This window comes from Streptomyces iranensis, from assembly GCF_017874715.1.
Taxonomy (GTDB): Bacteria; Actinomycetota; Actinomycetes; order Streptomycetales; family Streptomycetaceae; genus Streptomyces; species Streptomyces iranensis.
Genome location: NZ_JAGGLR010000019.1, coordinates 240,758 through 252,943 on the forward strand (window position 1 = coordinate 240,758; position 12,186 = coordinate 252,943).

The window sequence follows — 12,186 nt, forward strand, 5'->3', positions numbered from 1 at the left end:
TCCACGGTGCAAGCTGCGCAACGAGGGGCTCGTGCGGGGGATTCACGGGATCGGGACAGAGGTTCTGGACCAGCCGGCTCCGACGTCTTCGGGGTCCCAGCGCCAGGACCGCGGGCGTCGTACCGGATCCAGCTGGGGGGCAGGCGAAAGGTCCGACTCGCATCAAGCAGCCGTAGTATCCGCACCTGCTGAAGTAGCCCAGGCGCTGGACATTCAGCTCGGCTCCGACGTGATCCGCCGGAGCCGGGTCTACCGAGACCGGCACGGCATCGTTGCCCACAGCACGTCATGGATTCCTGCCCGCTACGGAAAGCTGATCCCGCAGCTAGCGGAGAGCGAGCGACTGACCGGGGGAACTTCGCTCCAGCTCATTGCCCAGGTGACCGGCCACCCCATCAGCCACCGCATCGACACGGCCTCAGCGCGTCTGGTGACACCGGAGTACGCACAGCTCTTGGAGCTGGACCCCGAACACCCGCCGACGGAACCGGTGGTCGTGATGACGGCAAAGTTCGTGAACAGCGAGGGGAGCACCGTGGAATACGGCGTGGACCTCGGGGGTCCTGGCCGCACATGGCGCACGGAATCGGAGGTCTCCCCATGACAGTCATGGATGACACACTCGCGAACGTGCTCGAAAAGCGCCTAGGGCCACTGCTGCTTGCGGCCCGAAGGGCTGGCGCGAACACCCTCGAAGCCGAAGCGGAGATGACCGCCATCTCCCAGACCATGACGAGACCGATGTCACCACGTCCACCGTTCTGCGTCCTGATGGCCGGACTCCCCGACTCCGGCAAGACCACCCTTTCCCGCGCCCTCACGGATCGCGGGTTCGTTCGTCTGTGCCCAGACGAAGAGATGTATCGCCGGCATGGCGTCTACGGCGTGGACTTCCCGCGAGGGACATTCCCCACTCTTGAGCGGCCGGTGCTCGAAGACGTAGCGGTTGAACTCAGGAAACAGCTCAAGGCTGGACGCGATGTCGTCGTCGACCACGGCTTTTGGACCCCGGAGGATCGGACTAAATGGCGAGCCATCGCCACCGAAGCTGGCGCCACCCCGGTTCTGGTCTATCTCGCAGCCAGCCACGATGAACTCTGGGCTAGGATCAGCAAGCGCAACGAGTTTCACGAGGACGACCCCAACTCGATCTACTTTGCAGAGAGCGATCTTCAGCGGTACCGGACCCGGTTCATCCCGCCGCAAGCAGACGAATCGTACCTCCTCTACGAGGGCAACGCTGAGGCCGTGATCGCGTCCATGGAAACCTCTTCCTGAACTTTCCCTGCCCCATCGAGGCTGCGTTGCATTTCAGGCCCTCATCAGTCGATCGCCGGCCCTCTGACTAAGATCGTGTCTGCGGATGGAGAAGGGAGCTGCCGTATAACCTCTGGCCAGATGGAGGCGTTCACCGAAGAGATCAGCGCCAATTACCGGGTTGTCTATCCGCGGCATCATGACCCGCAGCCTGAGATTGGAAAGTTCGGCCAGCGGTGTAAGGTCGAGTGAACTATCGGCGGTGGCACTCCAGTGACTTCTGGTCCTCAAATTTAGCTGCAGATAACTGAGCGCGGGAAACTTAGCCACGATCTGCGCGAGGTCAGAAGGGTCTTCTACTCTATTCAGGTGCAACCTGTAGACGCAGGGAAGCGGCCGTACGAGTGCGAGATCTGGAATCCGCCGCAGTTCGACCTGCAACGTCCCGAGTTGCGGCAACTCTCGTACGAGATCCAGCGCGTGGAAGATGTTCACGGGCCCGCTGAGACGCAAGTTCCGCAGCCCCTGCCACTCGGGAAGCGAACTCAGTACCACCGGCTGCAGGGCCTTCATGACGAGGTGCTTGACACCGGGGTGTGCGCGGGGCAAAGCATCACGGCATTCATGGGGGAGCGCCTGCAAGACGAGCCGTTCTAGAGTCGCAATGCCGCTGATGGAATCCAATGCAGTCAGGGGGAGATGCTCGGCGCTGAGAGAGAGATGGCGCAACGGTAGAGCAGCGAGTGCCGTCAGATCCGTGACGCGGAAGCAATCCGTGATTTGCAGGCTGCTTAGCTCTTGCTGTCCGACCAGGCACGCAAAGTTTTCGACCAACGGATTGCTGTCCAGGCGCAACCCTTGCAACCACCCGTCGGGCAATTCCCCGGCCAACGCTGCGGGTGGTAGCGGGCCGTGTATTCTCAGCGTGCCGATGGGGCCGAGCTTGCGGAGTTGTACCAGCTTCTCAAGACTATCGACCTCCAATACTGGTATATCTTTGGTAGGGATCCGGGACAGTACCTCTTGGGCGTAATCCTGAATTGGGAATTTTCCCCAGTTAGCAGCCAGGTGGTATCGAACAATGCCTTCCCCGCGTACTGTAAAACGTTGCATGATCTCCATGGCTTCACGGCCCGCAACACCTGCTGCGGTTTGTACCACTGTGGCTGCTTCTTCGGCACTGAGGCCGTCCGGCCCTGGCAGTAGTGGCAGCAAGTCCGGTCCCAGCGAGACCAGCTTGGCAACGTCTTCTTGCCCTGGTGGCATGAGCCGTCTCAGACGCTCCTCGACCTCGTCCCGATCCTCGAAGTAGGCGGACTCGAAGGCACAATGCGCCGCCAGCACGTATAGATCGACCCGCTTTCCGTGGTCGTCCACTGCGTCACCTTGGGCGATCAGGTTCTCTACGATCGTCTCTGTCTGCCCTCTGCCGCAGTGCCCGGCCATGAGCCGTATCACGTCCTGCCAGTCTTCCTCGGCGGCATGGCGCAGCATTTCGTTCAGGGAGCCGCTCTCATGGAACTCCTTGGCCGCCAGATAGTCCTGGAACGTGCGGTGGATGAACTGGATTGCATCCCCGTCGCGTTGCTGGAGTAGACCGCTGCGATTAAGGAGGTGGATCAGCAGCTGGTCCGGCGTGGCGCTCTTTCGGACCCGGGCCATGCCCTTCAGAGCGAGGGTGATCTGTGCGATCGCGTCCTCGTGCGACAGCTGTGTCTGACCGCCGCGCACCAGCCAGACCGCAATGCGCTGTAGCAACTGCTGTTGCTGCTCGACACTGAGCGTGATGCCCTCAGCGGCACCTATCTTCCGTTGCGTATCCCGGCTACCGAGAAGCATCGCCAGCGCTGAACGGTACAGAGCCCAACGATTGTCCGGCAGCAGACCTCGATTGCGGTGGTGCAGGGCACAGATCACGGCGCAGAGCAGCGGTGTCCGAGCCAGATCTCGCAGCGCGAGATTTCTGTCTAACTGCTGGTTCAGTTCCCGTTCTAGCTCGGCCAGCTCGTTGCGACATCCCACGGCGGCGCGATGCCACGCCGCTACAAATTCCCTGATGTCCGGGTCGCGCATAGGCAGCAACCGCAGCTCGTCGAATCCTTCTTCGGTGAGCCACCTCTTCTCCACGGCCATTGGGCGGACTGTCACTATGCACCGCGTTTTCGGATACCGGTGGAGAACCTCGGAGAGCCAACTAGCAGCGTCTGTCCGGTCCTTACGCGGTACTTCATCCAATCCGTCGACCAGCAGCAGCCCACGGCCGGATTCCAGAACCCGGCGGGCCCAGCCTTCCGGTGGGTTGTCGACCTGGAGTTCGGCGGCGAGGGGAAGTTCGGCCGGCTTGGGGAAGGGGCGGCCCTGGGCACGGATGCTACGCAGCGGCACGACGAATGGCACCAGGTGGTTAAGGTCGGCGAGTTCGGGGCCTAAAGTGCCCGCGCCGGAGTGCGCGGCCAGCCACCAGACCAGAGTAGTTTTGCCTGCTCCGGCCTCGCCGCGCAGCAGAATGCGTGGACGGTCTGCGAGTAGGTCGTTGATGCGCTGAGGGCCTAGCTCTGGCGTACCCGGCTTGGCATGGACGGAGGTTTGGGCCTCCAGCGGCAGATACGCAGTTTCCAAGTCCCAGGTGGACTCGTTGCGTCCAAGTTCCTCTAGGCCAAAGATTTCTGTCTTCCGGTAGCGGGCGCTGACAGCGCTCGCGTAGTCCGGCTCGTAACGCAAGTCCTGGCGATGGAAATCAGTGACGCTCTCGCGGCGGAAGCTGTCACCACACAGGCGGCGGAACTGGTCGGAGAACCGCTGGTCCCCCATGAGCTGCGACGTGGCGACGGCCATGACGCGCTGATGGTTGCGTTCCTTCGGTATCTCGGTGACCAGGCCCAGTAGTACTGGGCCAGCGAAGAGCGGGGATCCAGACAGGCCAGCTAGTGGTGAGGGGCCGTCTCCGCGCTCTGAGACGGGAGGCATGTCCAACATGCAGGTCAGACCACCACGAAGGCGTCCTGCAACCGGAAGCACGGTCCCGGTGTATTGGTCCAGGTCGAGTCGATCCTCGGCACCATACCGCTGCACGTCCGGGAAGCCGATGATCTCGCAGTGGGGCAGCGGAGACTCGGTGGCCAGCTCACCGAGTCTGATGCTGCCGAGTGCCGCGGCTTGATCGAGGCTCAGGACGTCCCGCTCGGCGAACAGCAGGGCCGCGTCGAGTTCGAGGCTGAACCAGACCACCTCGCAGGAAACGACGTCCGAGCTGCCCGGGTGCGCCACTGACAGGGGCTGCCCCTGGGCCTGCCCTGAAAGTCGCTGGCCGCTGCTCAAAAGGTGTGCGCTGGTCAGGATGAGGTGCGGGGCCAGCAGTACGCCGGTGCCCTGGCTCTGGCCGAGCACGGCCACCACACGCTCGACGGGATGGGCGACTGTGACTATGTGGTCCCCCACTCTGCCCGCGGCTGGCATCACCGAGACCCGAACCCATCGATGCTGCCCTGGCTCTTGTTACCCACCTTCCAAGGATCACCCGTCCGACTGTCCTTGGGCTTGAGCGTGAACGCCACCCGGTGGGTTTTGGCTGACATCCGTGTGGCGTCGGCCCCGGCCTCCAGGACCCAAGCCTTCACCTTGCCCCCGCCCTTGAGCTCCTTGCGCAGCTCTACGGTGAACTCCATCTGAATGTCGCCTAGTTCGAAGGTCAGATCCTGCCCCTCAGCCTGTTCGGCGGCAGCGACCAACCCGTCCCGGATGACCTGCACGGCGCTGCCCAGTTCAATGGCATTTTCCGTGTCCTCATGGCGTTCGCCGTTCACATCGCCCCCGTGGTACTGATGCCAGAAGCAGCAGCGTAGCGATGAGAAGCCGGCCCTGCCGAGTCTTCGCTGCTTCTCGCCACCAGCATCTACGCGGCCTGGCCCACGGGCCACTGACGGCAACGGCCAGGTCATGGTCTTGGATGACGTCTTACCGCGTTATGAGGCGACGATCCGGGGCCGCTCGCGTTTCCCAGCAAGGGTGGGAAGGCTGTACTCGCCAACCGGGTGGGAGGCTGCTCCTCTTGGTCACTGAGGGTCCGTGGCGACGTCGCCGGGCCCTCTCTGGGCCCTCCGAGGGTGACGAACAACGGCCAACAACGACCAGTAACGACCGCCCGACCGCAGGTCAGTTGAGGGGCGCGATCTGCTGACCTGGGCCGAAAAACGGGCCCGCCAGACCCAGGGCAAGAAGAAGTAGCCTTTGTGATCATGCCTCCCACCCGCACTTACGGTGTGAGTGGGAGGCATTTTCGTGCCCGCTGACGCCGGTTCCGTATTCCACCGATGAGTTCCGCGAGCTTGCCCGGTCTACCCCGTCGTACACCGTCGGACCTCGGACTGGAGACCCACCATGACCACTCCCGCACACGCCGGCCGCATGCTGTTCGTAAACCTCCCCGTGGCGGACCTCAAGCGCAGCAAAGCGTTCTTTGCGCGGCTCGGGTTCAGCTACAGCCCGATGTTCACCGACGAGACCGCCGCCTGCATGCCGGTCGGCGAGCAGGCCTACGTCATGCTGCTCAGCCACGAGAAGTTCGCGCAGTTCGCGAAGCTGCCGATGGCCGATCCCACCACGCACACGCTGGCGCTCTACTGCTTCAGCGTGTCAGCCCGCGATGAGGTCGACACGGTCACCGAGGCCGCGCTCGCCGCGGGCGGCTCCGAAGCGGATGGCCCCGAGGACCACGGCTTCATGTACTCACGCAGCTTCTACGACCTCGACGGCCACGGCTGGCAGGTCATGTGGATGGATTCGTCGAGCATCTCGGACAGCTCGGCCTCCTCCACGCCCGCGAGCACGTGATCCTGCTCGGACCACCGACCACCGACCACCGACCACCGGCAAGACCCACCTCGCCGTCGCGCACGCGAGGGCCGCAGACACGCTCAGGACACCGTCCTGGCCCCTGGCGAGTTCTGGGCGATGTACTGCCCCACCTCACGGAAGTGGCGAAGGGCCTCCGGGGAGCCGTCGTCGAGGGCGGCGTTGGCCGCGGCGCGCAGGGCATCACTGATGTTCGGATCCGCGAGCATGCGAGCTATGTAGACGGCGTCGTCCTCGGCTTGGGCCAGTCGGTAGCCGGTCTCCATCCAGGCGCGCATCTCCTCCGGGGAGTTGTTGTCGAGGAGCTCGTTGGCCTCCTCGATGACGCGCTTGTTATTGTTCTGCGTTGCGACGTGGAGGATGCGGGCGATGGCGACCCGGTCGTCCTCGGCTTGGGCCAGTCGGTAGCCGGTCTTCAGGAAGGCGCGCATGTCATCCGCGGTGCCGTTGAGAGCCTCATTGGCCTCTCGGACGACCCCTCGGCCACTGCCCTCGTCCGCCAGAATGGCGGCGATCGCCGCACGCAGTTCGTCCTCCGACATCTCGTCCACCGGTGTGTCGGACACGGTCGCCACGGTGGTGGTGACCGGAGCCGACGAACCGTTGGCAAACGCCGGGGCGGTGAAGAGGAGGGCTGGGGTCAGAGCGGTGGCCACGACGAGCAGAACGGCACGCGTCGGTCTCATGAGTGTATGCCTCCGTGTTCGAAGTTCAGGTAGGCAGATGATCACTCATAGGCACCAAAATCGCACGAGGAATCGGTTAGTCCGGAAAAGGGCGACCAGAATGATCACGTGGCTGAACGCGTGCGGATCCGGGAAATTGATGACGACGAGGGCAGGCGGTTGAGCGCTTCCGAGCTCCGCCGCGCCAAGTTCGCTCGGTGGCTCCCTGCTGAGCTCCCAGAACTCGCTGGCCCGGCTCACGGCACCGTCAGCCTGCCGCTGCACATGGCATCGTCCGGGCTCTCCCAGTTCGACGTCGACCAGCCTCGCCTGAGGATGAGCTCTCCGGACCGCCCTGGCCGAGGGCATGCGCGACGATCTGGTGCAGTTCCTCGACCATGACCTGCTGATCAGCATGTGGCCCGTCCTCCGCACCTTGATCAGCCGCGATATCCGCGACACAGTCCTGCACCGGCGGCTTCTCGTAGACGTGCTCGCTGTCGGAGGCGACCCCCGAATTTCTCGGGGGCGGTCACGAGGGAGTGAACTCGTACTGCAGCTCATAGAGGTGCCCGGCCTTGGCCATCACCGTCGCTTCGATGGGGCGCTCGCCGTCGCTGTAGACGACGCGCAACGTCCGCAGGACGGGAAGGTTCCCCGGCAGGCCGAGCACGGTGTACTGCTCCTGCGTCGGTACGCGTGCGGAGACCTTGTCGACGCTGAGGCGGGGCGGGTGGCCCAGCTCCGCGAGGAGGGCCGGGGTGCCGCCCTTGATCTTGCGGCGGTCCATCATCGCCGTTCCGCGAGCCAGCTCCAGCGGGTAGTACGACTTCACCAGTTCCACCGGCTCATCGTCCAGGAGCAGCACCTGTGCCCGCATCAGCGCCGTGCCGTCCTCCGGAATACGCAGAGCTTCGGCCACGTCGGCGGGCGGACGGATCTCGGTGACGTCGAGGAGTCGGCTGCTGCCGCGAGCCTGATGGCCCGCCGCGGCCTCACTGATCCATCGGTACGGCTCTCCGGGCGCGGCCGGGGCCATGTACGAGGCGGGACGCATGGTGCGCTGCCGGTGTTCGCGTACGGTGACGGCCGCTCCGGCGCGGCCGACCGCCAGCCCTTCGTCCTTCAAGAGCTGCAGGGCTTTCTGAACGGTCGCGTTCGAGGCAGTGAATCGCTCCTTGAGTTGGGCGGTCGAGAGAAGCTTGGTGCCGGGAGGAAGGTCCCCGGACATGATCTCGTCCCGTAGGTCGGCGGCGATCCGTTCGTGCAGCGACCGCCGGTCGACTGCGTCCTGTTCGGCCTTCGGCACGGTCATCCCATCCTGAGTTCGTAGCGCAGGCGCTGGCGTTGGGCGGGCATCGTGATCAGGTCGGCCTGAATGGCCCGGTCGTCCCCGTCGAGCATGACCCGCTCCAGGCACAGCACCGGCTCCTCCGCGCCGGTCCCCAGCAGCTCCCGCTCCTGTGCGTCCGGCATGCGCGCGGTCACGTCCTCACGGACCTGGCGACCCACATGCCCCAGCTCGGCGAGCAGCACCACCGCTCCTCCGCGGATCTTCGCGGTGCCCGCGAGACCGGTGCCTGCCGCGATATGCGCCGGGTAGTACGAGTCGGTGAGCTCGCACGGCTGCTCGTCGAGGTACATGATCCGACGCCGTACGACGACCGTATCCCCGTCCCCGAGCCCCAGAAGGCGGGCCACGACAGCCGGAGCGGAAACCTCCCCGGCATGCAGGATGCGCTGCGTCCCACGCCTGCCGCGCGCTGCCGCTCCCTCACCCCATGCGTCGCCCTGGCCGCCCTCAACAGGCCGCAGATAGGGCATCGAGGAACTGATCCACGCATCGCTGGCCACTGAGCCCCTCCTCAAGCGTGATCGACACTCGCCGACCTTGCCGCTTTACACAGTAAGCGACCCCTTGGCCACCACCCTCAGAGAGTACCTCGCCACCTTTCGCGAATAGCGATAAGGTGATGCTGCTCTCACACCCAGCTCTGAGGCGGTGACTCGCCATGCCCCTGATGCGGCAGCAGTTCTTCACGCGACGCAAGCCATCCATTCGCGCAACGCGCCAGTTCGTCACCCGCACGCTCTCCGAATGGGGTCACGTAGACCGCTTGGAGGAGATCCAGTTATGCGTATCGGAGATCGCCACCAATGCCCTCCTGCACGGTGTCCCGCCGGGTCGGCTGTTCCGGGTGCGGATCGAAGCGGCCGAGGAAGAGGTGCGCATCGAAGTACGCGACTCCGGCCCCGGCCGACCGGCGGCCCAATCCCCGCGCACGGACAGCGAGAACGGCCGCGGGCTGCTGCTCGTAGGCGAACTCGCGGACGCCTGGGGCGACATCGAGCACACGGTCGGCAAGGCGGTCTGGTTCACCGTCAAGGCAACGCGAGCCCAGGGAGGCGCCCAATGACGGCCCACCCCGAGATCAACGGCGGCTCGGACCTCGACCAACTCCACCGCGACGAGATCACCGTGGCGATGAACTGGGTCATCCGCACCTGCCAGGGCGTCGTCCGCGACCACAGTCACAAGACCTTCTGGGTCCTCACCGGAACAGCGACCGGCGCTGCCCCGGCCATGGAGGATCTGATCGAGTCGGCCCGCACCGACGTCCTCGGCAAGCTCAGGCGTCAAATCGACGGCGCCGACGCCATCATCATCGGCAACGCGGAACATGAACGCACCAAGCCCGGCGGTGAGTTGCACGCGCCCCACGCGTTCAAGGCGCCACACCATCGGGGCGGCGGTACAACTGCCACACATCAATGGCGGCGGGCGCCCAGCAAGAAGGCGACGTCTATCGAAGCGATCGCACCCCAGATCCAGCAGATCACCGTGGCGTCCGCCGGGGCCAAGGCTGTGGTCAGTGCGCCCAGCCCGATCGTGCCCAGCACCACCTTGGCGCTGCGCTTCGTTGCGAGGGCTGCGCGTAGTGGTCCCGGTTCGGCAAGTCGGTCCGCCAGATAGGCATCGAACGCTTCCGCGACTTGGTCGTCGATCTCGTCCCGTATCCGAGCGTCCAGTGAGTCAGGCATGGACAACCCCCTATGTAAGGGCAAGCGGCACCGGCAGCCTGCGCGCCTGGCCCGCCTGTCCGCACCTTTGTCCTTACGCTAGCCATTGCAGAGAAGTTCTGCAAATAGTCTCTGCAATTCTGCAGAGACTCTCTGCAGTAGGGTTGCCGCATGGCTGAGCGTCCTGAGACAAGGGTTCTCACCGGCCCGGACCTCAAGGCCTTCTACAAGGCGTTGTCCAACCCGGTGCGCCGAGACATCCTGAGCTATCTCGGCGAGCACGGCGAGGCGAACTCGACCAGCGTCGCCAAGGCGCTCGGCGAGAGCACCGGTACCACCAGCTACCACCTGCGCAAGCTCGCGGGCCTCAACCTGATCGCCGAGATCGAAGAGAAGTCCAGCGGCCGTGAACGCTGGTGGAAGTCGCTGATGACGGACATCTTCACACCTCCAGGGCTCGTCATGACGGCCGACGAACGGGAAGCGGCGGTGAAGATCGGCGCGCTCAAGATGACGCAGGATCTGAGTCTCGTCGTGAGTGCGTACACCGGCTACGACAACTCGGCGGGCTGGAACCAGATCCAGCGCTCCGGCCTGTGGATGACCAAGGATCAGGTGGCGGCGTTCGTCGAGGAGTACCAGGTACTGCTGCGCAAGTACGCGACCGAACCGGGGGATCGTCCTTCCGGCTCCCGCAACATGGCCGTCCGCCTTGTTGTGCTGCCCGACCAGGAGCGCCCTCAGCTGACGCTGCCAACGGAAGCGGACGACGACTAGCGCCGTACATCGATCAGCTGCGCCGGCTGAGGCGCCGGCCGTCAGCTCAATGCGGCCTCGCCCGTGTGGACCGCGCGCAGGGCTCGGTCGACGGTTTCCCGGTTCTCGCCGACCGGGGCCACGTAGTCGAGGACGCCGCGGGCGGCGTCGTCCCCGAGGGCGCGGGTGATGACCCAAGTGCCCAGGTACTGGGACGCCAGGCAGCCGCCCGCCGTGGCGATGTTGCCCTCGGCGTGGAAGGGGACGTCCAGGACGGTGACGCCGGCGGCTTCGACGAAGGGGCGGGTCTTGATGTCCGTGCAGGCGGGCATGGAGTCGAGCAGCCCGAGCTTGGCGAGGACCAGCGCGCCGGAGCACTGGGCGCCGATCAGCTGGCGTGCCGGGTCGAGGGGGAGCCTGGAGATCAGGTGGTCGTCGGCGACGACGTCGCGCGTCTTCACTCCGCTGCCGATCAGCACGACGTCGGCTTCCGTCACGAACTCCATCGGGCGCTGGCCGGTGACCTCGACGCCGTTCATGGAGGTGATGACCGGCGTCGGCGTCGTGATGAACGCCTCCAGGCCGGCCTTTCGGCACCGGTTGATCAGCGCCGAGGCGATGAAGCTGTCGAGCTCGTTGAATCCGTCAAAGGTGACCACGGCTACCTGCTGCATGACATCTCCCTCAAGTACGGCATGGTGGCTCAGCCTCTCAGGTGTGCTGTGGTCGGGGCGCGGGCCAATTGGTGGGCGGTGGCCTGTCCGGCCCTGGCCCCGGTCCTTAAGACGTCTTTAGGACTTACGCTGGAAGTGTCCACAGCGGCCGCACGACCGAGGACGGTGAGCATCCATGGCCAAGTACGAGCAGATCGCGGATGCCCTGCGGCAGAGCATCCGCGCAGGTCAGCTCGGGCCCGGGGAGCGGCTTCCGGCCGAGGACAAGCTTGCGGCGCGGTATCGGACGAGCGTGCCGACGCTGCAGCGGGCGCTGTCGGAGCTGGTGGCCGAGGGGCTGATCGACAGGCGGCACGGGGTGGGGACGTTCGTACGGACCCCGCGGCGGCGGGTCGAGCGGAGCAACGAGCGGCACCAGTGGGAGAAGGACCGGGCCCGCCGGTCCAGGGCGGAGCGGCTGCGGACCGGGTCGACCGAGCATGACACCGGGCTGGAGGTCGGCGACCTCGCCTTTCACGCCGAGTACCGCGACGCGAAGGCCGATGAGGACCTGGCGTCGGTCTTCGGGGTCCCCGTGGGCACGCGGCTGCTGGAGCGGATCTACCGCACCAACTGCCGCGAGGAGGACGCGCCGTTCGCGCTCGTGCACTCCTATCTGGTCCATGACGTCGTGGCCGCCAACCCCGACCTGCTCGACGCCGCCCATGAGCCCTGGCCCGGCGGCACCCAGAATCAGCTCTACACGATCGGCGTCGAGCTGGACCGCATAGAGGAACGGATCACGGCCCGGCCGCCGACGGTGGAGGAGGTGGAGGCGCTCGGCCTCAAGAAGGGGGTTTCGGTGATCGTCCTCCGGAAGATCTGTACGGACATCGGCGATCGGGTCGTCGAGGTCTCCGACGTGACGCTGTGCGGAGACCGTACGGAACTCGTCTTCACCACGCCCCTGAAGAGGTGGTGAC

Annotated in this window: 12 protein-coding genes and 2 pseudogenes; 8 read left to right on the plus strand and 6 right to left on the minus strand. The window is 65.3% G+C overall.

The features are described 5' to 3' along the window. Positions 1-10: 10 nt before the first annotated feature. Positions 11-604: pseudogene (locus tag J2Z30_RS32350) on the plus strand (GntR family transcriptional regulator); the annotation flags it as partial. Positions 605-609: 5 nt separating this feature from the next. After that, a complete protein-coding gene (locus J2Z30_RS32355; RefSeq protein ID WP_308280158.1) occupies positions 610-1,278 on the plus strand; it encodes a P-loop nucleotide/nucleoside kinase family protein in 669 nt (222 codons plus the stop codon). A 33-nt stretch (positions 1,279-1,311) separates the two neighbouring features. Here J2Z30_RS32355 and J2Z30_RS32360 read toward each other — a convergent pair whose 3' ends face one another. Both J2Z30_RS32360 and J2Z30_RS32365 read right to left on the minus strand, forming a co-directional pair. Further along, the gene (locus J2Z30_RS32360; protein ID WP_209468929.1) at positions 1,312-4,653 is read right to left on the minus strand and encodes an NACHT domain-containing protein; all 3,342 of its coding nucleotides are present in this window, start codon (positions 4,651-4,653) and stop codon (positions 1,312-1,314) included. A 59-nt stretch (positions 4,654-4,712) separates the two neighbouring features. Next, positions 4,713-5,060, minus strand: a complete 348-nt coding sequence (locus J2Z30_RS32365; RefSeq protein WP_044573429.1) for a trypco2 family protein — start codon at positions 5,058-5,060, stop codon at positions 4,713-4,715. Between the two features lie 574 nt (positions 5,061-5,634). Between J2Z30_RS32365 and J2Z30_RS32370 the strand changes: the two genes are divergently transcribed. After that, entirely contained in the window at positions 5,635-6,087 is a 453-nt protein-coding gene (locus J2Z30_RS32370) for a VOC family protein (RefSeq protein WP_209468930.1), read from the plus strand. Between the two features lie 83 nt (positions 6,088-6,170). On the opposite strand, the gene J2Z30_RS32375 is transcribed toward J2Z30_RS32370, so the two are convergent. Then, entirely contained in the window at positions 6,171-6,794 is a 624-nt protein-coding gene (locus tag J2Z30_RS32375) for an ALF repeat-containing protein (protein WP_044573432.1), read from the minus strand. Between the two features lie 159 nt (positions 6,795-6,953). Between J2Z30_RS32375 and J2Z30_RS49985 the strand changes: the two are divergent. Next, positions 6,954-7,233: pseudogene (locus J2Z30_RS49985) on the plus strand (transcriptional regulator); the annotation flags it as partial. Positions 7,234-7,305: 72 nt separating this feature from the next. Here the strand turns inward: J2Z30_RS49985 and J2Z30_RS32380 are convergent. After that, the gene (locus J2Z30_RS32380; protein WP_044573437.1) at positions 7,306-8,088 is read right to left on the minus strand and encodes a GntR family transcriptional regulator; all 783 of its coding nucleotides are present in this window, start codon (positions 8,086-8,088) and stop codon (positions 7,306-7,308) included. Next, a complete protein-coding gene (locus J2Z30_RS32385) occupies positions 8,085-8,627 on the minus strand; it encodes a GntR family transcriptional regulator (RefSeq protein WP_044573441.1) in 543 nt (180 codons plus the stop codon). Before J2Z30_RS32385 ends, J2Z30_RS32380 begins: the two co-directional genes overlap by 4 nt. Positions 8,628-8,785: 158 nt before the next feature. On the opposite strand from J2Z30_RS32385, the gene J2Z30_RS32390 reads away from it, so the two are divergent. The 3 genes from J2Z30_RS32390 to J2Z30_RS32400 all read left to right on the plus strand — a co-directional run bounded on the left by J2Z30_RS32390 (position 8,786) and on the right by J2Z30_RS32400 (position 10,571). Beyond that, positions 8,786-9,190, plus strand: a complete 405-nt coding sequence (locus J2Z30_RS32390) for an ATP-binding protein (RefSeq protein WP_044573444.1) — start codon at positions 8,786-8,788, stop codon at positions 9,188-9,190. Continuing rightward, entirely contained in the window at positions 9,187-9,747 is a 561-nt protein-coding gene (locus J2Z30_RS49990; protein ID WP_245388670.1) for a hypothetical protein, read from the plus strand. The genes J2Z30_RS32390 and J2Z30_RS49990 overlap by 4 nt, the downstream gene beginning before the upstream one ends. A 218-nt stretch (positions 9,748-9,965) precedes the next feature. Then, on the plus strand, positions 9,966-10,571 hold the full coding sequence (locus tag J2Z30_RS32400) for an ArsR/SmtB family transcription factor (RefSeq protein WP_044573447.1): 606 nt from the start codon (positions 9,966-9,968) through the stop codon (positions 10,569-10,571). Between the two features lie 41 nt (positions 10,572-10,612). Here the strand turns inward: J2Z30_RS32400 and J2Z30_RS32405 are convergent, their stop codons facing one another. After that, on the minus strand, positions 10,613-11,224 hold the full coding sequence (locus J2Z30_RS32405) for a DJ-1/PfpI family protein (protein WP_044573450.1): 612 nt from the start codon (positions 11,222-11,224) through the stop codon (positions 10,613-10,615). 175 nt (positions 11,225-11,399) lie between these two features. Here J2Z30_RS32405 and J2Z30_RS32410 point away from each other — a divergent pair, with 175 nt between their 5' ends. Further along, a complete protein-coding gene (locus J2Z30_RS32410) occupies positions 11,400-12,185 on the plus strand; it encodes a GntR family transcriptional regulator (RefSeq protein ID WP_044573452.1) in 786 nt (261 codons plus the stop codon). The last annotated feature ends 1 nt before the right edge of the window (position 12,186 follow it).